General features: G+C 68.6%; 24 protein-coding genes. 6 read left to right on the top strand and 18 right to left on the bottom strand.

Annotated features, from left to right (window positions below):
- Positions 1 to 58: 58 nt before the first annotated feature.
- The gene (locus EZ216_RS09540; protein ID WP_135249505.1) at positions 59 to 415 is read right to left on the bottom strand and encodes a YciI family protein; all 357 of its coding nucleotides are present in this window, start codon (positions 413 to 415) and stop codon (positions 59 to 61) included.
- Between the two features lie 463 nt (positions 416 to 878).
- Between EZ216_RS09540 and EZ216_RS09535 the strand changes: the two genes are divergently transcribed.
- Positions 879 to 2,021 (top strand): IS4 family transposase, encoded by a 1,143-nt coding sequence (locus tag EZ216_RS09535; RefSeq protein WP_135249504.1) that lies wholly within the window; start codon positions 879 to 881, stop codon positions 2,019 to 2,021.
- A 294-nt stretch (positions 2,022 to 2,315) separates the two neighbouring features.
- Positions 2,316 to 2,555 carry a hypothetical protein gene (locus EZ216_RS09530; protein ID WP_135249503.1) on the top strand — a complete coding sequence of 80 codons (240 nt, stop codon included), beginning with the start codon at positions 2,316 to 2,318 and terminating at the stop codon, positions 2,553 to 2,555.
- Positions 2,556 to 2,564: 9 nt separating this feature from the next.
- On the opposite strand, the gene EZ216_RS09525 is transcribed toward EZ216_RS09530, so the two are convergent.
- Positions 2,565 to 3,674: a substrate-binding domain-containing protein gene (locus EZ216_RS09525; RefSeq protein WP_135249502.1), complete on the bottom strand. Its 1,110-nt coding sequence runs from the start codon at positions 3,672 to 3,674 to the stop codon at positions 2,565 to 2,567.
- Positions 3,675 to 3,787: 113 nt separating this feature from the next.
- On the opposite strand from EZ216_RS09525, the gene EZ216_RS09520 reads away from it, so the two are divergent.
- Positions 3,788 to 4,276 carry a hypothetical protein gene (locus EZ216_RS09520; RefSeq protein ID WP_135249501.1) on the top strand — a complete coding sequence of 163 codons (489 nt, stop codon included), beginning with the start codon at positions 3,788 to 3,790 and terminating at the stop codon, positions 4,274 to 4,276.
- 29 nt (positions 4,277 to 4,305) lie between these two features.
- Here EZ216_RS09520 and EZ216_RS09515 read toward each other — a convergent pair whose 3' ends face one another.
- The 14 genes from EZ216_RS09515 to EZ216_RS09450 all read right to left on the bottom strand — a co-directional run bounded on the left by EZ216_RS09515 (position 4,306) and on the right by EZ216_RS09450 (position 17,775).
- The gene (locus tag EZ216_RS09515; protein ID WP_135249500.1) at positions 4,306 to 5,070 is read right to left on the bottom strand and encodes an enoyl-CoA hydratase; all 765 of its coding nucleotides are present in this window, start codon (positions 5,068 to 5,070) and stop codon (positions 4,306 to 4,308) included.
- The gene (locus tag EZ216_RS09510) at positions 5,067 to 5,660 is read right to left on the bottom strand and encodes a 2-hydroxychromene-2-carboxylate isomerase (RefSeq protein ID WP_135249499.1); all 594 of its coding nucleotides are present in this window, start codon (positions 5,658 to 5,660) and stop codon (positions 5,067 to 5,069) included. The genes EZ216_RS09515 and EZ216_RS09510 overlap by 4 nt, the downstream gene beginning before the upstream one ends.
- Complete coding sequence (locus tag EZ216_RS09505; RefSeq protein WP_135249498.1) at positions 5,660 to 6,385, bottom strand: SDR family oxidoreductase; 726 nt, start codon at positions 6,383 to 6,385, stop codon at positions 5,660 to 5,662. The genes EZ216_RS09510 and EZ216_RS09505 overlap by 1 nt, the downstream gene beginning before the upstream one ends.
- 4 nt (positions 6,386 to 6,389) lie before the next feature.
- Positions 6,390 to 7,190, bottom strand: coding sequence for an acyl-CoA thioesterase (locus EZ216_RS09500; protein ID WP_135249497.1), 801 nt, complete (start codon positions 7,188 to 7,190; stop codon positions 6,390 to 6,392).
- A gap of 1 nt (position 7,191) precedes the next feature.
- Positions 7,192 to 8,058: an alpha/beta hydrolase family protein gene (locus EZ216_RS09495; RefSeq protein ID WP_135249496.1), complete on the bottom strand. Its 867-nt coding sequence runs from the start codon at positions 8,056 to 8,058 to the stop codon at positions 7,192 to 7,194.
- 78 nt (positions 8,059 to 8,136) lie between these two features.
- Positions 8,137 to 9,342, bottom strand: coding sequence for an acetyl-CoA C-acyltransferase (locus EZ216_RS09490; RefSeq protein ID WP_135249495.1), 1,206 nt, complete (start codon positions 9,340 to 9,342; stop codon positions 8,137 to 8,139).
- A gap of 210 nt (positions 9,343 to 9,552) precedes the next feature.
- On the bottom strand, positions 9,553 to 11,952 hold the full coding sequence (locus EZ216_RS09485; RefSeq protein ID WP_135249494.1) for a 3-hydroxyacyl-CoA dehydrogenase/enoyl-CoA hydratase family protein: 2,400 nt from the start codon (positions 11,950 to 11,952) through the stop codon (positions 9,553 to 9,555).
- A gap of 79 nt (positions 11,953 to 12,031) precedes the next feature.
- Positions 12,032 to 12,406 (bottom strand): DUF2147 domain-containing protein, encoded by a 375-nt coding sequence (locus EZ216_RS09480; protein WP_135249793.1) that lies wholly within the window; start codon positions 12,404 to 12,406, stop codon positions 12,032 to 12,034.
- A 53-nt stretch (positions 12,407 to 12,459) separates the two neighbouring features.
- The gene (locus EZ216_RS09475) at positions 12,460 to 14,256 is read right to left on the bottom strand and encodes an acyl-CoA dehydrogenase C-terminal domain-containing protein (RefSeq protein WP_135249493.1); all 1,797 of its coding nucleotides are present in this window, start codon (positions 14,254 to 14,256) and stop codon (positions 12,460 to 12,462) included.
- Between the two features lie 2 nt (positions 14,257 to 14,258).
- Positions 14,259 to 14,960, bottom strand: coding sequence for a TetR/AcrR family transcriptional regulator (locus EZ216_RS09470; protein ID WP_135249492.1), 702 nt, complete (start codon positions 14,958 to 14,960; stop codon positions 14,259 to 14,261).
- 199 nt (positions 14,961 to 15,159) lie between these two features.
- Positions 15,160 to 15,402, bottom strand: a complete 243-nt coding sequence (locus EZ216_RS09465) for an RraA family protein (protein ID WP_205959648.1) — start codon at positions 15,400 to 15,402, stop codon at positions 15,160 to 15,162.
- 16 nt (positions 15,403 to 15,418) lie between these two features.
- Positions 15,419 to 16,267, bottom strand: a complete 849-nt coding sequence (locus tag EZ216_RS09460; protein WP_135249491.1) for a fumarylacetoacetate hydrolase family protein — start codon at positions 16,265 to 16,267, stop codon at positions 15,419 to 15,421.
- A gap of 30 nt (positions 16,268 to 16,297) precedes the next feature.
- A complete protein-coding gene (locus EZ216_RS09455) occupies positions 16,298 to 17,044 on the bottom strand; it encodes an SDR family NAD(P)-dependent oxidoreductase (RefSeq protein WP_135249490.1) in 747 nt (248 codons plus the stop codon).
- Positions 17,041 to 17,775 (bottom strand): SDR family oxidoreductase, encoded by a 735-nt coding sequence (locus EZ216_RS09450; protein ID WP_135249489.1) that lies wholly within the window; start codon positions 17,773 to 17,775, stop codon positions 17,041 to 17,043. Before EZ216_RS09450 ends, EZ216_RS09455 begins: the two co-directional genes overlap by 4 nt.
- Before the next feature lie 123 nt (positions 17,776 to 17,898).
- On the opposite strand from EZ216_RS09450, the gene EZ216_RS09445 reads away from it, so the two are divergent.
- From EZ216_RS09445 to EZ216_RS09435, 3 genes are read left to right on the top strand one after another with little or no spacing between them, the layout of a single operon-like run.
- Positions 17,899 to 18,621, top strand: coding sequence for a FadR/GntR family transcriptional regulator (locus tag EZ216_RS09445; protein ID WP_135249488.1), 723 nt, complete (start codon positions 17,899 to 17,901; stop codon positions 18,619 to 18,621).
- A 6-nt stretch (positions 18,622 to 18,627) separates the two neighbouring features.
- Positions 18,628 to 20,142 (top strand): UxaA family hydrolase, encoded by a 1,515-nt coding sequence (locus tag EZ216_RS09440; protein WP_135249487.1) that lies wholly within the window; start codon positions 18,628 to 18,630, stop codon positions 20,140 to 20,142.
- The gene (locus EZ216_RS09435; RefSeq protein WP_135249792.1) at positions 20,142 to 21,200 is read left to right on the top strand and encodes a malate/lactate/ureidoglycolate dehydrogenase; all 1,059 of its coding nucleotides are present in this window, start codon (positions 20,142 to 20,144) and stop codon (positions 21,198 to 21,200) included. The genes EZ216_RS09440 and EZ216_RS09435 overlap by 1 nt, the downstream gene beginning before the upstream one ends.
- Here the strand turns inward: EZ216_RS09435 and EZ216_RS09430 are convergent.
- Both EZ216_RS09430 and pdeM read right to left on the bottom strand, forming a co-directional pair.
- Entirely contained in the window at positions 21,197 to 22,015 is an 819-nt protein-coding gene (locus EZ216_RS09430; RefSeq protein WP_135249486.1) for a hypothetical protein, read from the bottom strand. The genes EZ216_RS09435 and EZ216_RS09430 overlap by 4 nt on opposite strands.
- 97 nt (positions 22,016 to 22,112) lie before the next feature.
- Positions 22,113 to 22,799 (bottom strand): ligase-associated DNA damage response endonuclease PdeM, encoded by a 687-nt coding sequence (pdeM, locus tag EZ216_RS09425; protein ID WP_135249485.1) that lies wholly within the window; start codon positions 22,797 to 22,799, stop codon positions 22,113 to 22,115.
- Position 22,800 lies beyond the last annotated feature (1 nt).

Here is a 22,800-nt window from a genome sequence, read left to right as displayed (position 1 = left end):
TCCCACGACGAACGGGCCGGGCCGGAATCGACAACGCCAGCCCCCGGAAGAACCCGCGCTACGTGTAACAGGGGCCGAGCTGGCGGACCTCGACCGTGGCCCACTGAGCAGCCGGGCATTCCTTGGCGAGCGCGACCGCTTCTTCGCGGGTGACGCCGTCGAGCAGGAAGAAGCCGCCGACCATTTCCTTGGCTTCGGCGAACGGGCCATCCACGAGGCTGGGCTTGCCGGCGCGCACTTGCACGCGGACCGAGTCCTGGTTCGGGGAAGCCAGCGACTCCATCGCCTTGAGCTTGCCCTGGCGCTTGAGGTCCGTGCCCCACTTCGCCATGCGGTCGAACACCTCGCGCCCTTCGGCACCGGAGCGCGTCGCCCGCTGGCCGGGCTCTTCCATGATCAGCAGCAGGTAGGCCATGGCGGCGGATGGTAGCGCGATGTCGGTGGGAAGTTCGTATTCTTTGTTTTTTCGGAGTTGATCCGTGGACGCGCCGTCGTCGCAGGTGCTGGAGTCAGTGCGGGCGCGGCGGGTGGCGCCTGGCGCGGCCTCATGCTCCAGCGGCCGTGCTTCGCCTTCGGCTCGCACAGGCTTCCCGCCGAATCGGCCGCGCCAGGCGCCACCCACCGCGCTGGCACGCGTGTGCGGGTTCGGAGAGGAAATACGGGAACCACGGATTCCCGCCTCCGCGCACTGCTGTCCGGAATCGGGAAGCGGGTTTGAAGGCTGGCGCTGGGAGGAGATGGGGGGAAGGCGCTGGGAGACTTGAATTCGGCCGGTTCATACAGTGTGTATGGGGCCGCGGGGGCGAAAAGGTGTTGCGGAGATGGTTGAGGGGGGTTAAACCCCGAGCGCCAACTCTTTCAACAACCATCGCCGCAACATGTTCAGCATAAGCCGGATTCACCAGGTGCTCCAAGCGATCCCGCGCGGGGCGTTCGATCGAATCGTCCAGCAGCATGGCGCCGACCGCTATGGCAAAGGCTTCGGCAGCTGGCAGCACCTGGTGGCGATGGTGTACGCGCAGGTGAGCGGTGCCAGCAGCCTGCGCCAGCTGGAGGCGAGCTTCAACGCGTTGCCCGGCCAGCACTACCACCTGCACGCCAAGGCAGTTCGCCGCTCCACGCTGGCCGATGCGAACGCGCGGCGCGAGCCGCAGGTGTTCGCCCAGCTGCTGGAGCTGCTGATGGCCCAGGCCGGGCGCAGCGTGCGCAGCCAGCGCGAGGAGCTGCGCTACCTGCTGGACGCCACCAATGTGCCGCTGGCCTACCGGGGTGAGCGCGTGAACGCGCGAATCCAGCCGGGGCTGAAACTGCATGTGGTGCTGGATGCGGCCAGCGCTGGCTTGGCGCACGCGCGCCTGACGGGCTCGCGCGTGGATGACAAGACCGAGGCGCGCAAGCTGCCTGTGCAAGCCGGGGCGACGTACGTGTTTGACCGTGGCTACTGCGATTACAACTGGTGGGCGAGCCTGCACGATCGGCAGGCCCGCTTCGTCACGCGGCTGCGCCGCAATGCGGCGGTCACCACCCTGCAGGAGCTGGTGCCCACCGGGCCCGCCATCGTGGGCGACAGCATCGTGGCGTTCGCGCTACGAAAGCCGCGCGGCGGGCACTGCAACTCATACAGTACGCCGCTGCGGCGCATCCGGGTCAGTCGCCCCGATGCGGCCGAGCTGGTACTGATCACCAATGACCTGAGCAGCCCGGCCCAGCAGATCGCCGAGCTGTACAAGCAGCGCTGGCAGATCGAATTGCTGTTCAAGTGGATCAAGCAGCACCTGCAGATCCGCCGCTTCCTCGGCCGCGGCGACAACGCCGCCCGCATCCAGGTGCTCACGGCCCTGATCGCCTACATGCTGGTGCTGCTGCTCAAGGTGCGAAGCGGCTTCACCGGCACGCTGTGGATGCTGCTGGCCCAGCTCAGGAGCGGGCTGTTCCAGCGACCCCAAACCGACAACTCCTACTGGCGACGACGGCAGCTCCTGCGCGAGCACATCGCCTGCGTTCAGGGCTCCTTGCTATGACAGCGATCCCGGACAGCAGTGCGCCTCCGCGGGAATGACGCCGGAGGGGGCGTTGGTGTTCTCTTCGGACCCGCACATTGGTTCCGCGCGCCAGGCGGTGCCCGGCCTGGGCGATTTCCGGAGGCGGCGGGGGCGAGGCGGCCCGGGCGACGCGAGCGGCTACGCGCAAGCTGAGCCGCGTAGTCCGTTGTGAACCACTGACTCGCGGTCCGATTGTCTGAACAGAGAGAGCGCCGCAGGCGGTCTCTCTGTGAGTTCGGCCGCGAGAGCCCGGGCCGCCGCAGCCAACGCGAAGTGCTTGAGCGCGTCAGCGCTCAAGCATCGCCGGAGAATGAGCCCAGGCCGGGCACCGCCTGGCGCGCCGCACGACGCTTCATGCTCCTCGAGAGTCCGTTGCCGCAGCAGTTCGACGGCGCGAAGCCATACGTGACGAACGGCCGCTCCAACTCGGTATCGGTGATCGACTACGAAGGCCATGTCGAAACTGCGCGACGTCAGCGTCGGCGAGGCACCTGGGGCGTGATGGTCGGTTGAACGGCTCGCTCAGGCGGCGCGCGTGGCGCGCTTGGGCGGCAGGTTCCACCAGGGCAGGCACTGCTTGAGGCTGAGCACCTCGCCGCTGCGCCAGGGCTTGTAGCCCGGGATGGCCGAAAGCATGGCGCGCCAGCTCTCGTCCTGCAGCACCTGGCGCAGCAGCTGCGTAGGCCGCTCGTCCAGCGCGGAACGCAGGCACACCAGGTAGTAGTGCTCGCTGGCCAGCGGGACGAAATCCAGTCCATGGCGGCGCGCGGCGGCTTCGATGCCCATGCCCGCATCCGCTTCGCCCGAGGCGATGGCCTGGGCCACCGCCGAGTGCGAGGGCTGCTCGTTGCGGTAGCCGGTGATCGCCGCCGCGGGAATGCCGGATTCCAGCAGCAGGTCGTCCAGCAGCAAGCGCGTGCCTGCACCCAGCGGACGATTGACGAAGCGGGCCTCGCGCGCGACCAGCGCGCCCAGCGAATCCAGTCGCAGCGGATTGCCCGCGCGCACCATCAATCCTTGCGTGCGCTCGGCGAACCCGATGAGCTTGTGCTCGCCGGGCGTCAGCAGCGGCTGGTAAGCCTTCTGCGTGGGCGAACCCGCCGGTGCGCGGCCGCGCGCGTGGAAACCGGCGACCGTGCAGCGGCCTTCGTTCAGCGCGGAGATGGCGTCCACGCTGCCGCAGAACTGGATGTCCAGGTGCAGCCGCGATGTGGCGGCCGCGTGGCCGCGCAGCAGCGACAGCGCGTCGTCATGACTGGCGAACAGCGTCTGCACTTGGGCGTGATCGTCGAAAGCGATGGCCAGCGCACGTTCCAGCTCGGCATGCATCGATTCGAGCTGCGGCGCCAATCGGGCCTGCGCCAGCCGCTCGGCCCACAGCAGGCGGTCGGCGAAAGGCGTGAGCTGCGCGCGCTGCCCCTTGCACCAGACGATGAGGTCGCGGCCCAGCTCGGCTTCCCAGCGCTTGAGCTCGCCCCAGACGTGGCGGTAGGACATGCCCAGCGCCTCGGCGGCGCCGGTGATGGAACCGGCCGAGCGCACGGCTTCCAGCAGGTCCATCAGCGGATTGCGGATGCGCGGCACCTCCGACACCGCGGCGCCGAATGAATACGAGAGCTCCACCTTGCGCATGCGCGGAGTATGACCGACGACCGGGCGGTGCCGGGAAGTCGCCATGATGGCCTCAAGAATCGAATCGCCCGATTTCCGGCTGGGCACGAAGACAATCGCGCAGGAGGAGTTTCATGGTGACGAAGAACGACCTTTACGCCTATCTCACCTGCGAGGGCGTCCGCCGGGGGTACTGCACCATCCCGGAGTTCCACGTCCGTCTTCCGGACGGCCGGCTGAAGAAGATCGACTTGGTGTGGGCCACCCCGCGCCGCCGCGGGCCGGTGCAGGACGCGTCGAATCCCGACTACTGGAAGCTCGCGGCCGCGTTCGAGATCGAGGGCTGCAACATCCGCCACCACCGCAACGGAATGCTGCGCCACGTCGCGGATTTCGCCGACGTCCGGAATCTGCGCGATGACGAGCCGCTGCAGCGCTTCGTCGTGCTCTATACCTGCGCGCACGACCGCGCGTGGAACCACGACCGCGACTGGGAAGAGGAGGTGGCTGCGCGCCTGGCGTGGGAGACCGGCGACGCGTTCCGCATCATCGACGGTCGCCACATCGGCGCGGCGATCCGTGGCATCCCGCGCAGGGGTGCGCACCGGCGGACGGTGCTCTGAGCGCCCGCGAGGCGCCGTCCCCCGCGCGATCAGACCTTGCTGAAATCGGGTTTGCGCTTTTCCAGGAAGGCGGTGAACGCCTCGCGCGCGGCCGGCTCGCGCAGCATGCGGCCGAAGCTCGCACCCTCTTCCTGCATCTGCTGCATCACCGCGCCGGTGATGCCCTTCTTCATCAGGCGCTTGGTCTCGATCAGGCTGGACAGCGGCTTGGACGCCAGCTTCTTCGCCTGCGCCTGCGCGTAGCCGCGCGTCTCGGTGGGCGGCAGCACGCGGTTGACCAGGCCGGCTTCCAGCGCCGCCTCGGCCATGAAGGGCTCGCCCAGCAGCAGGGCTTCGGCCGCGCGGTGGTAGCCGAACATCTGCGGCACCAGCAGGCTGGACGCCGCTTCCGGGCACAGGCCCAGGTTGACGAAAGGCATGGAGAACGCCGCGTTGTCGCCGGCGAACACCAGGTCGCAGTGGAAGAGCAGCGTGGTGCCCACGCCGACGGCCGGGCCGCACACGGCCGCGATCAGCGGCTTGGGGAATTCCGCGATGCCGCGCAGGAAGCGGAACACCGGCGAATCGGCGCCCGCGGGCGGCGCGTTGAGGAACTCGTCGATGTCGTTGCCAGCCGAGAAGATGGCGTCGTCGCCCTGCAGCACCACGACGCGTACGGCGGCATCGTCTTTCGCCGACGCCAGGGCGTCGGCCATCGCGCCGTACATGGCGGACGTGATGGAGTTCTTGCGCGCCACGCGGTTGAGGGTGATGGTGGTCACACCGCCTTCGGTGTGGGTGAGGATGTCGCTCATTGCAGTGCTTCCTTGACGAAATCGAGGCGGTCCTGGCCCCAGAACATCTGTTGCCCGACGAAGAAGGTGGGCGCGCCGAACACGCCGCGCGCCACGGCCGCCTGGGTGACGGCCTTCAGGTTGTCCTTGACCTCGGGGTCCTGCGCCAGCGCCAGCAGCGCCTGCGGGTCGAACCCCGCTTCGTGCAGCGCCTTGCCCACTTCGGCCGGGTCATTCATGTTGCGGCCTTCCACCCAGATGGCGCGGAACATGGCATCGGCGTACGGCACCAGCTTGTCCGGCTGGCGCATGTGCAGGCCGAGAGCGCCGCGCATCAGCATCAACGTGTTGATCGGGAAGTGCGGGTTGTGGCGGTACGCCACGCCGTAGCGGCGCGCGAACCGCGACAGGTCTTCGTTCATCCACGCGCTCTTGGCCGGCACTTCCATCGGCGAGCGGTTGCCCGTGGCCTGGAACACGCCGCCCAGCAGCATGGGCTTGTAGTTCACCTTGGCGCCGGTGTCGCGGGCCAGTTGCGGCACCTGCGTCCACGCCAGGTACGCGGCCGGGCTGCCGACGTCGAAATAGAAATCGACTTCCTTGTTCGCCATCAGAATTTCTCCATCCAGGGGCGCAGGTCGAGCTCGTGGGTCCAGGCGTCGCGCGGCTGCGTGTGCAGCATCCAGTACTGGTCGGCGATGTGGTCTGGGTTCAGGATGCCGTCCTGGTCTTTCAGCGCATGGCGCTCGGGAAAGTTGTCGCGAATGAACGCAGTATCGATGGCGCCGTCGATCACGACATGAGCAACGTGAATGCCGCGCGGCCCCAGTTCGCGGGCCATGCTTTGCGCCAGCGCGCGCAGCGCATGCTTGGCGCCGGCGAAGGCGGCGAAGTTCGCGCCGCCGCGCATCGAGGCCGTCGCGCCGGTGAAGATGACCGTGCCGCGGCCGCGCTGCACCATGCGCTTCGCGACCTCACGGCCGCACAGGAAGCCGCTGAAGCAGGCCATCTCCCAGACCTTGAAGTACCTGCGCGCGGACTCGTCCAGGATGGAGCTGGGCACGTTGGCGCCGATGTTGAACACCAGCACGTCGATGGGTCCCACCTCGGCTTCCACCTGCTCGACCAGCGCAACGACTTCCTCTTCCTTGCGCGCGTCGACGCCGAAGCCGCGCGCCTTGCCGCCCGCGGCGGTGATGGCATCCACCAGCGGCTGCAGCTTGTCGGCGCTGCGGCGCACCACGCAGGCGGTGAAGCCTTCGCGCGCGAAGCGGCGTGCGATGGCGCCGCCGGTGGCGTCGCCGGCGCCGATGACGAGCGCAACCTTCTCACTCATCGCATCATTCCTTGTAGTACATGAGCTGGTGGGTCGTGGCCAGCAGCTCGCCGGCCTCGTTCCACAGCAGCCCGGTGTGGTCGAGGTAGCCGTCGCGAAAGCCCTGGCCTTGCGCCTGCGCCAGCACGTAGCCAGTACCCGTGGCCGCCAGCACCGCGCTGTCCGCATGGTAGTAGACCGTCATGCTCACCGTGCCCAGCGGGGTTTGCTGCGCGCGGCGCAGCCAGAGGCGCGGGAAGAAGGTGTCGGCGATGGCGGTGAGCGAAGGGAAGTCCAGCGTGCGCCCGGGCTGGTCGCGCAGCCACAGCCGCGTGCGGCTGGCGCCGGCGTCCTGGCCCTTCCACTCGTGCGGCGCGTCGCCCTCGACGATGCGGCGGTCGTAGTGGCGGATCCAGCGCACCGGGCGCATCGGTTCGGCGGGCAGCTCGTGCGGACGCGGCACGGCGGGCATCGCCGCTTCGGTGGTGCCCCACGTCGGGCGTCGCAGGGCCGTCATCGCCGTGGCGGTGCTCACGGCCTGGCCGCCCTGCAGCATGCGCAGCATCCAGTGCTGCGTGGACCGGTTGGTGCGCGCCGGGATGGCTTCGATGGTGAACTCGCCATCCGCCACGGCGGCGGCGAAGTTCACCGTGAAAGCCACCGGGTCGCCCAGGCGCTGCGGATGCACCATCACCGCCTGCACCATCTGCGCCGCCGTGACGCCGCCGTACGGGCCGATGAAGTTGGCGTACTCGGGATGCGTGCGGCCGCTCAACAGGTTCTCGCCCGCGGGCTGCAGCGCGATGGCTTCGTCGAGCACGTGCATGTCAGGCCGCCTCCGGCGTGAGGCCAGCCAGCCAGCCGGCCATGCGCGGCCACATGCGCGTTTCATGCTCGGCGCGGAAAGGGCCGAAGTGGCCGATGCGGCGCACCGCCAGGTCGGCCGGCGCCACGCGTTCGATGTGGCGCTGCGCGTTCTCGTACAGGTTCACCAGGCTGTGCGTGCCGCGCAGCGTCATCAGTTCGTCGTCGGTGATGGACAGGGCCAGCACCGGGAAACGAACGCTGGCGTATTGCCTGCGCACGGCTTCGCCTTCCGCGCCGACGCTGTACTCCGGGTTCAGGCACCACTTGCGCCACTGCAGGATCACGCCCTTGGGCAGGTCGCCCACCTTGCGCAGCTTGCGGCCGGGAAAGTAGCCCCACAGCCGCGTGGCCAGCGGCACCAGCACCCACCAGAAGTACCAGATGGTGCGCTTCAGGCGCGGCGCGTTCTCGCGCCAGTAGCCGCTGCCTGCGGCCACGCTCAGCATGCCGGCGACCTTCTCCTGGTTGCCCAGCAGGCCAGGCAGCTGCGCGCCCAGGCTGTGGCCCACCAGGTGCAGCGGCGCGTCGGGCAGCGCGGCGTGCGCGTGGTCGATGACGGCTTCGTAATCGCGCGCCCAGTCGAAGAGGTCGGCGTCCACTTCGCGCAGGCTGCGGCCGGCGGGCATCGACGCACCGCTGCCGCGGTAGTCGAAGGTCGTGACGCGCCAGCCTTGCCGCGACAGCCACTGCGCGAAAGGCGCGTAGTAGTCCTGGCGCACGCCCATCGCGCCGCCGATGACCACGTTGCCGTGGATGACACGCTCGGGCTCCCAGCAGCGCAGGACGACGTCCGCGCCGCCGGGCGTCCGCAGGGTTTGCTGTCGCATCGCTCGTGCTCCTCGTCGTGGTGGCCGGTGTGCCAAAGAAAAAGGCCACGCTTTCGTGGCCTTGTGTCGCGAAGCGCGTCAGACGCGCTCGAAGATGCCGGCGGCCCCCTGGCCCATGCCGACGCACATGGTCACCATGCCGTACTTCAGATTCTTGCGCCGCAGCGCGTGCACGACTGTCGCCGATCGGATAGCGCCGGTGGCGCCCAGCGGGTGGCCCAGCGCGATGGCGCCGCCCATGGGGTTGACCTTCGCGGGGTTCAGGCCCAGCGTGCTGATCACCGCCAGCGATTGCGCGGCGAACGCCTCGTTGAGCTCGATCCAGCCGATGTCTTCGTGCTTCAGCCCGGCCGACTTCAGCGCGGCGGGGATGGCTTCCACCGGGCCGATGCCCATGATGTGCGGCGGCACGCCGCGGCTGGCGTAGCTGACGAAGCGCGCCAGCGGCGTGAGGTTGTAGCGCTTGAGCGCGGCTTCGCTCACCAGGATGAGCGCGCCAGCGCCGTCGGACGTCTGCGAGCTGTTGCCCGCCGTCACCGAGCCGCGCGCGGCGAACACGGTGCGCAGCTTGGCCAGGCCTTCGGGTGTGGTGTCGGGCCGCGCGCCTTCGTCCAGGCTCACCGTGCGCTTCGCGATGCTGACCTCGGCCGAGTCCAGGTCCACCGAGCGGTCGGCCACTTCCACCGGCGTGATCTCGCTCGCGAACTCGCCCGCCTTCATCGCGGCGATGGCCTTCATGTGCGACTGATAGGCGAACTGGTCCTGCGCTTCGCGCGAGACCTTCCACTGCTGCGCCACCTTCTCGGCCGTCAGGCCCATTCCGTAGGCGATGCCGTAGCTTTCGATGTCGTCCGGGTTGGAGAAGATGGTGGGCGACAGCGAGGGCGAGTTGCCCATCATCGGCACCATGCTCATGCTCTCGGTACCGGCGGCGATCATCACGTCGGCTTCGCCCACGCGGATGCGGTCGGCGGCCATCTGCACGGCGGACAGGCCGGAAGCGCAGAAGCGGTTGACCGTGACGCCGCCCACGCTCTTGGGCAGGCCCGCCAGCACCGCGCCGATGCGCGCGACGTTCAGGCCTTGCTGCGCCTCGGGGATGGCGCAGCCGCAAATGACGTCCTCGATGGCTTTGGGGTCCAGCCCCGGGACTTGCGCGAGCGCGGCCCGCAGCGCGGTGGCGAGAAGGTCGTCGGGGCGCGTGTGGCGGAAATAGCCGCGGTGGGACCGCCCGATGGGCGTGCGGGTGGCGGCGACGACGTAGGCGTCCTGGATTTGTTTCATGGTGACTCCTGTCTTTCTCTTACTCCCTCCCCCTTTGGGGGAGGGTTGGGGTGGGGGCACGCCCCGCCCTTTGGATGTGGTCCGAGATCACGGTCAGCACGCCTTCTCGCGCCGGAGGACGCGGGAGTTGCGTTGTGCCGCTGATGTGGATTGGTGTTGCATCTCGCCCCCACCCCAGCCCTCCCCCAGAGGGGGAGGGAGCAGGGAAGGTCAGTTGCGGACCGGCTTCCCCGTCCCCAGCATCCCCAGAATCCGCTCCTGCGTCTTCGGGTGCTGCACCAGTTCGCAGAAGGCCTGCCGCTCCAGCGTCATCAGGTACTCCTCGGTCACCAGCGTGCCCGGGTCGACATCACCGCCGCAAACGACATTGGCGATCAGACTCGCGATGTGGAAGTCGTACGCGCTGATGAATCCGCCGTCGCGCATGTTCACCAGCTGCCCCTGGATGGTCGCCTTGCCGCTGCGGCCGGCCACCGGGAACTGGCGCTTGAGCGGCGCGCGCCAGCCCGAGTTCGCCATCGCCTTCGCTTCGGCGACGGCCACGTACAGCAGCTCGTCCTTGTTCGGCACGATGACGTCGCTGTCCAGCAGGTAGCCCAGCTTGCGCGATTCCAGCGCGCTGGTGCCCACCTTCGCCATCGCCGCGGCGGTGAAGCCTTCGGTGAGGAAAGGCAGCAGGTCCTTGTGCGTGCTCTTTTCCATCGCTTCCGCGGCGCGGCGCGCGATGTAGGTCAGGCCGCCGGCGCCGGGCACCAGGCCCACGCCCACTTCCACCAGGCCGATGTAGCTTTCCACCGCCACCACGCGGCGCTGCGAATACACGGCCAGCTCGCAGCCGCCGCCCAGCGCCATGCCGCGGATGGCGGAGACCACCGGCACCGACGCATGGCGCAGGCGCAGCATGGTCTGCTGCATGAAGGCCTCGGCGTCTTCCACCGCCACCACGCCGACCGCGATGAACGCGGGCAGCAGCGCCTGCAGGTCGGCGCCGACCGAGAACGGCTCGTCGCCCGACCAGACCACCAGGCCCTGGAACTGCTTCTCCGCCGTTTCCACCGCCTGCTGCAGGCCTTCGCACAGCTCGGGGCTGATGGCATGCATCTTGGTCTTGATGCTGGCGATGAGCACTTCCTCGTCCAGCGTCCACAGGCGGATGTTCGCGTCCTCGTGCAGCGTGCGGCCGGCGGTTTCCCAGGCTTGCGCGCCGCTGCCCAGCACGTTCTCGGGGAAGTACTGGCGCCGGTGCACGGGCAGCAGGCGGCGCGGCTCGAACTTCTTCGCCGCCGGGTTCCACGAACCTTCGGGCGTGTGCACGCCGCCGGCTTCGGCCACCGGGCCCTTGAACACCCAATCGGGCAGCGGCGCCTTCGACAGCGCCTTGCCGGCATCGATGTCTTCCTGGATCCACTGCGCCACCTGCAGCCAGCCCGCTTCCTGCCACAGCTCGAACGGGCCCTGCTTCATGCCGAAGCCCCAGCGCATGGCGAAGTCCACGTCACGCGCCGTCTCCGCGATGGACGCCAGATGCACCGCCGCGTAGTGGAAGCTGTTGCGCAGGATCGCCCACAGGAACTGGCCCTGCGGCCCCTGGCTGTCGCGCAGCAATTTCAGGCGCTCGCCGGCCGGCTTCTTCAGCATGCGGCCGTACACCTCGTCGGCCTTCTCGCCGCCGGGCACGTAGTCGCCGCGCGCCGCGTCGAAGCGCAGCACGTCGCGGCCCGCCTTCTTGTAGAAGCCCGCCTTGGTCTTCTGGCCCAGGTTGCCCATGTCCAGCAGCTTCTTCAGCACGTCGGGCGTGCCGAAGCTGCCGTAGAACGGGTCGGTGTCCGCGTTGAGGTTGTCCTGCAGCGTCTTGATGACGTGCGCCATCGTGTCCAGGCCCACGACGTCCGCGGTGCGGAAGGTGCCGCTGGACGCGCGGCCCAGCTTCTTGCCGGTGAGGTCGTCCACCACGTCGTACGTCAGGCCGAACTTCTCCACCTCGCGCATGGTGGCCAGCATGCCGGCGATGCCCACGCGGTTGGCGATGAAGTTGGGCGTGTCCTTGGCGCGCACCACGCCCTTGCCCAGGCCGGTGGTGACGAAGGCTTCCAGGTCGTCCAGGATGTGCGGCTGCGTCGCCGGCGTGGCGATCAGCTCCACCAGGTACATGTACCGCGGCGGGTTGAAGAAGTGGATGCCGCAGAAGCGCGGCTTGATGGCCTGCGGCAGCGCTTCCGACAGCTTGGTGATCGACAGCCCCGAGGTGTTCGACGCGACGATCGCGTGCGGCGCCACGAAAGGCGCGATCTTCTTGTAGAGATCGAGCTTCCAGTCCATGCGCTCGGCGATGGCCTCGATGACCAGGTCGCATTCGCCCAGCAGCGCCATGTGCTCTTCGTAGTTGGCGGCCTGGATCAGCGCGGCGTCGTCGGCCACGCCGAGCGGGGAAGGCTTCAGCTTCTTCAGCCCGTCGATCGCCTTGGTGACGATGCCGCTCTTCGGGCCTTCCTTCGCGGGAAGGTCGAACAGCACGACCGGCACCTTCACGTTCACGAGGTGGGCGGCGATCTGCGCGCCCATCACGCCGGCGCCAAGAACGGCCACCTTCTTCACCTGGAATCGGCTCATGGCTTCGCGCCCTTCTGCGTTCGCGGCGCCCGCGGCGCGCGCATCGTGGTCCTGGTACACCGTCACTCCTGGAATCTGGTCACTGCACCCGCACCCAGGTCTGGGTGCGGCCGAACGGGCCGATGGCGCCGCGCACCTCGAGGCGCTTGCCGCCTTCGATGGGCGTCATCCGCAGCGTGTATTCACGCCCGCTCTCGGGGTCGAGGATCTTCCCGTCTTCCCACACGTCCTTGCCCGCGGCCTTCTTCGCGCCGCGGATGATCTCCAGCCCTTCCATGGGCTTGCCCTTGCGGTCGTCGTTGCACTCTTCGCAAACGGCGTCGGCCTTGGCGCCCTTCACCAGGCGCTTGACGATGTTGCCGTTCACCACCCCGGCCGTTTCGGTGATGCGGATCTCGGCCTTGGCTTCGCCGGTCTTGTCGTCCACGTTGCGCCAGGTGCCGACGGGAGTCATCTGGGCGAAAGCGGTTGCGGCCGTCAGCGCCGCACAGAAGGCGATCGCGCGCTTCACGCCAGCGCCTCGTTGGTGTCCAGCAGGTTCTTCACCCCGGCGCGAGCGGTGCGCATCAGCGACAGCGTTTCGGGGAATAGGCGCGCGAAATAGAAGCGCGCCGTCTGCAGCTTGGCCTGGTAGAACGGGTCGGTGTTGCCGGCTTCGATCTCGCGCAGGGCGACTTGCGCCATGCGGGCCCAGAAGTAGCCGAACACCAGGTGGCCCGCCACGCGCAGGTAGTCCACCGAGGCGCCGCCCACTTCGTCGGGGTTCTGGAAAGCCTTGAAGCCCAGCTCGGTGGTGAACTTGGTCATCTGGTCGCCCAGCATCGCGATCGGGTTGATGAACTCGGCCATCTTCTCGTTCACGCCCTCTTCTTCCACCAGCTGCGCGACCAGCTTGCCGAACTTCTTCAGCGTGGCGCCCTGGTTGCCCAGCACCTTGCGGCCCAGCAGGTCCAGCGACTGCACGGTGTTCGTGCCTTCGTAGATCATGTTGATGCGGTTGTCGCGCACGAACTGCTCCATGCCCCATTCGCTGATGAAGCCGTGGCCGCCGAACACCTGCATGCAGGCGTTGGTCGCGATGTGGCCGTTGTCCGTGATGAAAGCCTTCACGATGGGCGTGAGCAGCGCCACCATCTCGGCCGAGTCCTTGCGCACCTTCTCGTCGGGGTGGTGCAGCTCACGGTCGATGAGGAACGCGCAGTACATCGACAGCGCGCGGCCGCCTTCGGCATAGGCCTTGGCCGTCAGCAGCATCTTGCGCACGTCGGGGTGCACAATGATGGGATCGGCCGGCTTGTCCTTGGCCTTGGGGCCGGACAGGCTGCGCATCTGGATGCGGTCCTTCGCGTAAGCCAGCGCGTTCTGGAAGGCCACTTCGGTCAGGCCCAGCGACTGCATGCCCACGCCGATGCGCGCGGCGTTCATCATCACGAACATCGCCTGCAGGCCCTTGTTGGGTTCGCCCACCAGGGTGCCGATAGCGCCGTCCAGCACGATCTGCGCGGTGGCGTTGCCGTGGATGCCCATCTTGTGCTCCAGGCCGCCACACCAGATGCCGTTGCGCGAGCCCAGGGAGCCGTCCTTGTTCACGTTGAACTTGGGCACCACGAACAGGCTGATGCCCTTGCTGCCCTGCGGCGCGTCCGGCAGGCGCGCCAGCACCAGGTGCACGATGTTCGAGACGAAGTCGTGCTCGCCGGCGGAGATGAAGATCTTGTTGCCGGTCAGCTTGTAGCTGCCGTCGGCCTGCGGCTCGGCCTTGGTGCGCAGCATGCCCAGGTCGGTGCCGCAGTGCGGCTCGGTCAGGCACATGGTGCCGGTCCACTCGCCGCTGGTCAGCTTGGGCAGGTACATCCGCTTCTGCTCGGGCGTGCCGTGCGCATGCAGCGCTTCGTACGCGCCGTGCGTCAGGCCGGGGTACATGGTCCAGGCCTGGTTGGCCGAGTTCAGCATCTCGTAGAAGGCCTGGTTCACCACGATGGGCAGGCCCTGGCCGCCGTACTCGGGGTCGCACGACAGAGCGGGCCAGCCGCCTTCCACGTACTGGTGGTAGGCCTCCTTGAAGCCGGTGGGCGTCTTCACCTCGTGCGTGGCGGTGTCGAGCTTGCAGCCTTCCTGGTCGCCCACCCGGTTGAGCGGGAAGGTCACCTCGCTGGCAAACTTGCCGCCTTCCTGGAGCACCGCATTGATCGTGTCGACGTCCGTCTCGGCGTGCTGCTTCATCAGCTTGAAGTCGTCCGTGACCTTCAGCACTTCGTGCATCACGAACTGCATGTCGCGCAGCGGCGGGGTGTAGGTGGGCATCGTTACTCCTTGGGGACGGTCTTGGTGATTCGGGTGGGGCGGACGGCGCGCACGGCGCCATCCGCGCCGTATCGGCGCAGCACGTTCTCGAAGCCGGCGTTGGCGCGGTCCATGGCGCCGGGCGTCTTCAGGAAACGGGCTTCGTAGTGCAGGGCCAGGATCAGGCCGTGGATCTCGAACAGCATCTGCTCCTCGTCCACGTCGGCGCGCAGGTGGCCTGCCTCGCGCGCGCCGGCGATGGCTCGCTTCATCGCGGCATGCCAGGTCATGACCGAGCTGGCCAGCGCGTCGCGCACGGGGCCGGGCCGGTCGTCGAACTCGACGGCGCCGCTGATGTAGATGCAGCCGGAATCGATCTCCACCGACGTGCGCTTCATCCAGTTGGCGAACAGCGCGCGAAGGCGCGGCAGGCCGCGCTCCGCACGCAGCGCCGGGTAGAACACTTCTTCCTCGAAGCGCGTGTGGTACTCGCGGATGACCGAGATCTGCAGTTCCTCGCGCGAGCCGAAGTGGGCGAAGACGCCCGACTTGCTCATCTGCGTGACCTCGGCCAGCGCGCCGATCGACAGGCCTTCCAGCCCGATCTGCGTGGCCAGGCCCAGCGCGGCATCGACGATGGCCGCCTTGGTCTGCTGGCCTTTCTGCATGGCGCGGCCCTCCCGGCCAGGCCGGGCCGGCTTGAGGGGGAGTTCGGAGACGGACATGGAGGATTCCGGCAAAAACAAAACGAACGGTCGTTCTATTTTGCAGGAATTCGATGCCCGGCAGGTGACCGGCCGGGGTTTAGAGGCCGCGGTCTAACGTAAGCTCAGGGATAACCCGCGGGCGGGCATGGCACAGCAGAACACGGACTCCCTTACGCAGAGGGCGCAGAGGTTTCGCGGAGAGCGCAGAGAAGAGACATCAAATGAGTTCTCCGCGTCCTCTGCGCAACCTCTGCGCCCTCTGCGTAAGGGAGTCCGCTTTCAAAACTTCGACCTTGCCGTCGATGGTGAAGGCCGGGCCCGCGAGGCGCTTCTCCGGCATCAGTGGCATCAGCGGCCGCATCTCCGCGGGGAAGGTGAAGTCGCGCAGCCCCATGGCGCGCATGACGTCGTGCACGACGCCGGTGTAGCACTGGGCCAGCTGCTGGCTGATGGCGTCCATGGGGCTTTCTTTCCGCTCAGGCCTTGAAGGCCACCACGCGCTGCTGCTGCTCGCCCAGGCCCTGGATGCCCAGCGCCATGACGTCGCCCTTCTTCAGGTAGAGGGGCGGCTTCATGCCCAGGCCCACGCCGGGCGGTGTGCCGGTGGTGATGACGTCGCCGGGCATCAGCGTCATGAACTGGCTGACGTAGCTGACCAGGTGCGCCACGCCGAAGATCATGGTCTTGGTGCTGCCCTTCTGCATGCGCTTGCCGTTGACGTCCAGCCACATCTCCAGCTTCTGCACGTTCTCGATCTCGTCGCGCGTCACCAGCCAGGGGCCGATGGGGCCGAAGGTGTCGCAGCCCTTGCCCTTGTCCCACTGCGGGCCGCGCTCCAGCTGGAACTCGCGCTCGCTGACGTCGTTGACCACCGCGTAGCCGGCGACGTGGTTCAGCGCTTCCTTCTTCGACACGTAGCGCGCGCGGGTGCCGATGACCACACCCAGTTCCACTTCCCAATCGGTCTTAACCGAACCCTTGGGCAGCATGACGTCGTCGTTCGGCCCCTGGATGCAGCTGGTGGCTTTCATGAACACCACCGGCTCCTTGGGGATCGGCACGCCGGATTCGGCCGCGTGGTCGGCGTAGTTCAGGCCGATGGCGATGAACTTGCCGATGTTGGCGACGGGGCAGCCCATGCGCGGCTTGCCGCGCACCAGCGGCAGCTTGGCCGGGTTCTGCTTGCGCAACTTGGCCAGCACGGCTTCCGACAGTTGCGCGGGACCGATGTCGCCGACCACGGCGCTCAGGTCGCGCAGCTTGCCTTCGGCGTCGATAAGGCCGGGCTTTTCTTTTCCGGGATTGCCGTAGCGGACAAGTTTCATGGTGCTTTCCTTTCTTGTGTTTCGAAGCGATCAGTACGTCGCGCGTCCGCCGGAGAGGTCGAACGTCGCGCCGGTGGAGAACGAGCAGTCCTCGGTGCACAGCCACGCCACCAGGGCGGCCACTTCCGAAGGCAGGCCGAAACGGCCCATGGGGATCTTGGACAGCATGAACTGGATGTGCTCGGGCGTCATCTGGTCGAAGATGGCCGTCTTCACCGCGGCGGGCGTCACGCAGTTCACGCGAACGTCCACGTCCGCGAGTTCCTTGCCCAGCGACTTGGTCAGGCCGATCACCGCAGCCTTGCTGGCGCTGTAGGCACTGGCGTTGGGATTGCCATCCTTGCCCGCGACGGAAGCGATGTTGACGATGCGGCCGTAACCCTGCGTGCGCATCACCGTGGCGATCTCGCGCGCGCAATGGAAGGTGCCGTGGACGTTGACGGCGAAGACCTGCGCCCAGGCGTCCACGGGGTAGTCCCACAGCTTGGTGTTGGGGCCGGTGATGCCCGCGCAGTTCACCAGCGCGTCGATGCGCGGCGACGAAGGCAGCGTGCTCTTCACCGCCTGTTGCACCGACGCGAAGTCCGCGACGTCGCACGCGACCGCGCTCGCCTTCATGCCCAGCGCCTGCGCCGCCTTGCGCGCGCCGGCTTCGTCGCGGTCCCACAGGCTCACGGTGCCGCCGGACTGGATCAGCCGCTCCGCGATGGCATAGCCCAAGCCCGTGGCGCCGCCGGTGATGACCGCGTGGCGGTCGTTGAAGTCGAGCTGGTTCATATCGTGATGCCTCCGTCGGCCGCGTAAGCCTGGCCCGTGACGAACACCGACTCGTCGCTGGCGAGGAACACCACCAAGGGCGCGATCTCGTGCGCCTGCGCCAGGCGTCCCATCGGCTGGCGCGCGATGAAGGCCTTGCGCGCGGCCTGCGGGTCGGCGTTGGCGTTGATGCGATCGGCCAGCGAAGGCGTGTCCACCGTGCCGGGGCAGATGGCATTGCAGCGGATGCCGTCCGCCACGTAGTCGGCCGCCACGCTCTTGGTCAGTCCGATGACGGCCGCCTTGCTGGTGCCGTAGATGAAGCGGTTGGGCAGGCCCTTGATGCTGCTGCACACGCTGGCCATGTTGATGACGCTGCCGCCGCCCTGCTTCAACATGCGCGGCAGCGCGGCCTGGATGGCCCAGAACTGCGCGCGCACGTTCAGGTTGAGCGCGAAGTTCCATTCTTCGTCGGTGGCCTGCAGGATGGTGCCGTTGTGCACGTAGCCCGCGCAGTTGAACAGCACGTCGATGGCCGGCATGCCGGCGACCACCTTCTGGATGGCGTCCTTGTCCAGCACGTCCAGCTGCACGGCCTGCACGCGCTCGACGCCCCTGAATTTCTCCAGCAGCGAAGCGTTGACGTCGGTGGCCCACACCTGCGCGCCTTCGGCGGCCAGCGCCAGCGCGCTCGCGTACCCGATGCCCTGGCCGGCGGCGGTGACCAGGGCGGTCTTGTTCTTCAGTCGCAAGGGATGCTCCTCGGGTTGCGCCGTCCTCCGGCGGATTGCGGGTTTGCCCCGGTCCGGCCGCGCTCGGCGAAGGCATCATAATTGGCCTGACCACTTGGCCAATCCTCGTAACCCCTAGCCCCGATGCCCCTGCAAGCCGTCGAGTCCCAGCGCCTGTACCGGCAGATCGCCGACCAGTTGCGCGCGCTCATCACGGGCGGCGAATTCGCGCCCGGCAGCCGCCTGCCGGCGGAGCGCGACCTGGCGCAGCAGCTGAAGGTCAGCCGGCCTTCGGTGCGAGAGGCGCTGATCGCGCTGGAAGTCGAAGGCTGGGTGGAAGTGCGCGTGGGCTCGGGCATCTACGTGAAGGCTCAAACTGCCGCCGCGCGCCCCCTCAATGGCCACGGCAACGCGGGCGGCGAGTGGGGCCCGCTGGAACTCATGCGTGCGCGCGAACTGGTGGAAGGCGAAGTCGCCGCGCTGGCCGCGAAGCACGCGCGCAAGGCGCAGGTGGCGTCCATCGCTTCGGCGCTGGCCCACATGCAGGACGATGCGGCTTCGGGCGTGGTGCCGCGCGCGGGCGACGAAGCTTTCCACGCCGCCATCGCCGACGCCTGCGGCAACGAAGTGCTGCGCGACACGGTCGTCGGCTACTGGCACCAGGCGCGCACCGGTCCCGTGTTCAACCGCATGAGTGACCACTTCGAAACACCCGCTTCCTGGAACGCCGCGCTCGCCGAGCACGAACAGGTGCTGGAAGCCATCCGCGCGCACGACCCCGCCGCCGCGCGCGAAGCCATGCACCGCCACCTGAAGCGCGCCTACAACCGCTACAGCGCCAGCTGGCGCCGCGCGCAATCCTCCTGAGGCCCCATGACGCCCTTCATCCGTCTCCATCCGCAAGACGACGTGCTGATCGCCCGCGCCCAGCTGGTGGGCGGCACCGCCGTCGAGAACGTGCAGGTACGCGGCCTCATCCCGCCCGGCCACAAGGTCGCCACGCGCGCCATCGCCGCCGGCCAGCCGGTGCGCCGCTACAACCAGATCATCGGCTTCGCCAGCCAGCCCATCGCGCCCGGCGAGCACGTGCACACGCACAACCTGGTGATGGGCGATTTCGAGCGCGACTACGCCTTCGGCGCCGACGCGAAGCCCGAAGCCGCGCGCCGGCAAGCCACCTTCCAGGGCATCCGCCGCGCCGATGGCCGCGTGGCCACGCGCAACTACATCGGCATCCTCTCCAGCGTGAATTGCTCCGCGACGGCAGCGCGTGCCATCGCCGACCACTTCTCTCGCCAGACCAACCCGGGCGCGCTGGCCGACTTTCCGAACGTGGACGGTGTCGTCGCCCTCACGCACGGCACCGGCTGCGGCATGGACACCGAAGGCCTGGGCATGCGCATCCTGGAACGCACGCTGGCCGGCTACGCCACGCACGCCAATTTCTGGGGCGTGCTGGTCGTCGGCCTGGGCTGCGAAGCCAACCAGATCAACGCGTGGCTGGCGCACAGCAGCCTGCGCGAAGGCGAGACGCTGCGCGTGTTCAACATCCAGGACACCGGCGGCACGCGCAAGACGGTGGAGCGCGGCATCGCGCTGGTCAAGGAGATGCTGCCGCAGGCCAACCGCGTGAAGCGCGAACCTTGCGGCGCCGAGCACATCACCATCGGCCTGCAGTGCGGCGGCTCCGACGGCTACTCTGGCATCAGCGCCAACCCCGCGCTGGGTGCGGCGGTGGACCTGCTGGTGGCGCATGGCGGCACGGCCATCCTGTCGGAGACGCCCGAGATCTACGGCGCCGAGCACCTGCTCACGCGCCGCGCGGTGAAGCGCGAAGTGGGCGAGAAGCTCATCGAGCGCATTCGCTGGTGGGAGCACTACACCAGAGTCAACGAAGGCGAGATGAACAACAACCCGTCGCCGGGCAACAAGGCGGGCGGCCTCACCACCATCCTGGAAAAGTCGCTGGGCGCGGTGGCCAAGGGCGGCACCACCAACCTGCAGGCGGTGTACGAGTACGCCGAACCCGTCACCGCGCACGGCTTCGTCTACATGGACACGCCGGGCTACGACCCGGTCAGCGCCACCGGCCAGGTGGCGGGCGGCGCCAACATGATCTGCTTCACCACGGGCCGGGGCTCGGCCTACGGCTGCGCGCCCTCGCCTTCGCTGAAGCTGGCCACCAACACCGCGCTCTGGCAGCGGCAGGAAGAGGACATGGACATCAATTGCGGCGAGATCATCGACGGCAAGGCGTCGATCCAGGAGATGGGCGAGCGCATCTTCCGGCTGGTGCTGGCCACCGCGTCGGGCGAGCGCAGCAAGAGCGAGCAACACGGCTACGGGCAGAACGAGTTCGTGCCGTGGCAGGTCGGGGCGGTGATGTGATGGGCGGCGTGACGATCCAGGCGAAAGAACTCGAGGCTCGCGTCGCCGCCATCCTGCGCGGGGCGGGCAGCAGCGAAACCGAAGCGGCCAAGGTCGCGGCCAACCTCGTGCTGGCCAACCTGTCGGGCCACGACTCGCACGGCGTGGGCATGGTGCCTCGCTACGTCGACGCGGTGCTGGAGGGCGGGCTCAAGCCCAACACGTCGATCAACGTGGTGATGGACGGCGGCGCGCTGCTCACCATCGACGGCGGCCGCGGCTACGGCCAGGTGGTGGGCGAGCAGGCGATGGAGATGGCGCTGGCGCGCGCGAAGCAGTTCGGCACCTGCGTGCTGGCGCTGTCGCAGTCGCACCACCTGGGCCGCATCGGCCACTTCGCCGAGATGGCGGTGGCGCAGGGCCTGGTGTCCATGCACTTCGTCAACGTGCTGTCGCGGCCGGTGGTCGCGCCCTGGCACGGCGGCGACGGGCGTTTCGGCACCAACCCGTGCTGCATCGGCATCCCGCTGGCGGGCCGCGAACCGTTCGTGCTGGACTTCGCCACCAGCCGCGTGGCGCAAGGAAAGATGCGCGTAGCGCACAACGAAGGCAAGAGCGCGGAGCCCGGCCTGCTGATCGACGAGAACGGCGCGCCCACCACCGACCCTGGCGTGGTGGTGGTGCCGCAGCCCAGGGGCGGCTACGGCGCTTTGCTGCCTTTCGGCGAGCACAAGGGTTTCGGCATGGCCATCGCGTGCGAGCTGCTGGGCGGCGCGCTCACCGGCAGCGGCACCTGGCACCGCACGCCCGACGCGGCGCGCACGGTGGTCAACGGCATGCTGGCGGTCGTGATCGATCCTTCGAAGCTGGGCACCGCGCAAGCCTTCGAGCAGGAAGCGCTGGCTTTCGTCGACTGGCTGCGGCGCAGCCCGCCCGCGCCGGGGACGGAAGGCGTGCTGATCGCCGGCGAGCCCGAGCGCGCCGCGCGCGAAGCACGCCGCCGCGCGGGCGTGGCCGTGGACGAAACCACCTGGGCCGAGATTCGCGCCGCCGGCGCGAAGGTGGGCGTCGCGGCCTAGTTCTGGAACGCCGACCAGGGCAGGGTCAGCGTCTTGTCCACGGTGCCGTCGAAACTGTGGTCGATGGCGGCCGTGACGTTCTGGTCCAGCGTGATGGTCGCGCTGAAGGGCGACGTGACGCCCAGCGCCGTGCGCGCCGTGGCGGGCACCCCGCCGACGGTGTAGCGGATCGCGCCCAGGTCCAGCGACGCCTGCGCGGGCGTGCCGCTCACCAGTCCGGTGCCGCCATCCGTCACCAGCGATTCGGCGCTGGCGGTGACCTGCACGCTCACCGTGCCGATGGCGTCCGTGGTCACGGCGATGTTGCGGCCGATGGCCTGCCGCGTCGCAGCGGCGCCATACCCGAATCGCGCGCCCGACACATCCACCGTGCCCTGCCAGGCGCAGGCGAAAGCCACGGGGCAGCTGCCGTTGGCCTGGTAGGTGCTGGCCGTCTGCGTCAGCACCCAGGTGCCGCTGTAGATCAGCCCATCGGCCGCGTTGAGCTGGCAGTTGGCGGCGGTGAAGTTCGCCGTGTTGTTGCTGATCTTCTGCAGCGTGATGGTGCCGCCCGCCGGGCAGGCGTGCTGCGAGGGCAGGCCCGCGGGACCCGCAACCAGTTGCGCCGTCGCCGGTTCGAGCAGGAGCATGCGTTGCAGGCCGGCCAGGCTGTCGAACAGCTCCACCACCAGCAGCACCGCCAGGGTGTCCGCATCCTGCGACGTGCCGGACGAGAAACCCACGGGCCGGCCGCCGCCGCTACCACCGCCACCACCGCAGCCGGCGATGGCGGCCGCCGCCGCGAGGACTGCGATCCGCGTGGGCCAAGACCTCATGGCTGCTCTCCCTGATTTGCCTTGCCGCCATTACAGCAAAGGCGCCGCCCCGTTGGGCATCCGCATGGCCCGACCGGACCATGGACGCGGCGGCGGTTCAGGCGATGGGCAGCGGCGGAAGAGCTCGCACGACCCCATCCGCAACCGGAAAGATTCGGTCGCCCGCCTGCGGGTCGATGGGGTGCATGCCGGTGAAGCTGCCGAAAGCCGGCAGCACGCCGACCGCGCGCTGCGGCAACGCGCCGCTGTCGTCGCCCAGCCAGAAGCAAGGCAGGCGCAGCCGCTCGAACGCGCGGCCGCTCACGCGCACGCAGGGATGCCAGTGGCCCGCCAGCACGTACGCGCCGGGCACCGGGTCGGGGTGGTGGCAGAGCGCAAAGGGTCCGACCCGGAAGGGTTCATCCACGACGCGGACCAGCAAGGTGCCCGGCGGGTCGCCGGCGCGGGCGTCGTGGTTGCCGCGCACCAGCGTCAAACGCAGGTCGGCGCGCTTCTCGCGCCAGGCGTGCAACGCATCGAGCGGCTCCTTCGCATGCGAGCGCGCCGAATGCAGGAAGTCGCCGAGGAAGACGATCTCCTGCGCGCCGGTGTCGGCCAGCGCGTGGTCCAGCGCATCGAGCGTGCCCGCCGTGGTGGCTTCGGGAACCGGCACGCCGAGCTTGCGGTAGCTGACGGCCTTGCCGAAATGCGCGTCGGCGACGAGGAGCGCGCGGAAAGCCGGCAGGAAGAGCGAGCCGCCCGGATGCAGGACCGCATCCTGGCCCGCGAGGGAGATCCTCAGCAAT

Source organism: Ramlibacter humi, assembly GCF_004681975.1.
Taxonomy (GTDB): domain Bacteria; phylum Pseudomonadota; class Gammaproteobacteria; order Burkholderiales; family Burkholderiaceae_C; genus Ramlibacter; species Ramlibacter humi.
This window is presented reverse-complemented; position numbering and strand designations above follow the sequence as displayed.

Coding starts and splice junctions, on each gene's coding strand:
- EZ216_RS09480 (WP_135249793.1), bottom strand. CDS start 12,406: ATGACTCCCGTCGGCACCTGGCGCAACGTGGACGACAAGACCGGCGAA.
- EZ216_RS09430 (WP_135249486.1), bottom strand. CDS start 22,015: ATGAGGTCTTGGCCCACGCGGATCGCAGTCCTCGCGGCGGCGGCCGCC.
- EZ216_RS09465 (WP_205959648.1), bottom strand. CDS start 15,402: ATGGACGCCATCAGCCAGCAGCTGGCCCAGTGCTACACCGGCGTCGTG.
- EZ216_RS09475 (WP_135249493.1), bottom strand. CDS start 14,256: ATGCCCACCTACACCCCGCCGCTGCGCGACATGCAGTTCGTGATGCAC.
- EZ216_RS09525 (WP_135249502.1), bottom strand. CDS start 3,674: ATGCGCAAGGTGGAGCTCTCGTATTCATTCGGCGCCGCGGTGTCGGAG.
- EZ216_RS09470 (WP_135249492.1), bottom strand. CDS start 14,960: ATGTCCGTCTCCGAACTCCCCCTCAAGCCGGCCCGGCCTGGCCGGGAG.
- EZ216_RS09535 (WP_135249504.1), top strand. CDS start 879: ATGTTCAGCATAAGCCGGATTCACCAGGTGCTCCAAGCGATCCCGCGC.
- EZ216_RS09490 (WP_135249495.1), bottom strand. CDS start 9,342: ATGAAACAAATCCAGGACGCCTACGTCGTCGCCGCCACCCGCACGCCC.
- EZ216_RS09505 (WP_135249498.1), bottom strand. CDS start 6,385: ATGAGTGAGAAGGTTGCGCTCGTCATCGGCGCCGGCGACGCCACCGGC.
- EZ216_RS09435 (WP_135249792.1), top strand. CDS start 20,142: ATGGGCGGCGTGACGATCCAGGCGAAAGAACTCGAGGCTCGCGTCGCC.
- EZ216_RS09495 (WP_135249496.1), bottom strand. CDS start 8,058: ATGCGACAGCAAACCCTGCGGACGCCCGGCGGCGCGGACGTCGTCCTG.
- EZ216_RS09540 (WP_135249505.1), bottom strand. CDS start 415: ATGGCCTACCTGCTGCTGATCATGGAAGAGCCCGGCCAGCGGGCGACG.
- EZ216_RS09500 (WP_135249497.1), bottom strand. CDS start 7,190: ATGCACGTGCTCGACGAAGCCATCGCGCTGCAGCCCGCGGGCGAGAAC.
- EZ216_RS09455 (WP_135249490.1), bottom strand. CDS start 17,044: ATGAACCAGCTCGACTTCAACGACCGCCACGCGGTCATCACCGGCGGC.
- EZ216_RS09445 (WP_135249488.1), top strand. CDS start 17,899: ATGCCCCTGCAAGCCGTCGAGTCCCAGCGCCTGTACCGGCAGATCGCC.
- EZ216_RS09460 (WP_135249491.1), bottom strand. CDS start 16,267: ATGAAACTTGTCCGCTACGGCAATCCCGGAAAAGAAAAGCCCGGCCTT.
- EZ216_RS09440 (WP_135249487.1), top strand. CDS start 18,628: ATGACGCCCTTCATCCGTCTCCATCCGCAAGACGACGTGCTGATCGCC.
- EZ216_RS09510 (WP_135249499.1), bottom strand. CDS start 5,660: ATGGCGAACAAGGAAGTCGATTTCTATTTCGACGTCGGCAGCCCGGCC.
- EZ216_RS09485 (WP_135249494.1), bottom strand. CDS start 11,952: ATGAGCCGATTCCAGGTGAAGAAGGTGGCCGTTCTTGGCGCCGGCGTG.
- EZ216_RS09520 (WP_135249501.1), top strand. CDS start 3,788: ATGGTGACGAAGAACGACCTTTACGCCTATCTCACCTGCGAGGGCGTC.
- EZ216_RS09515 (WP_135249500.1), bottom strand. CDS start 5,070: ATGAGCGACATCCTCACCCACACCGAAGGCGGTGTGACCACCATCACC.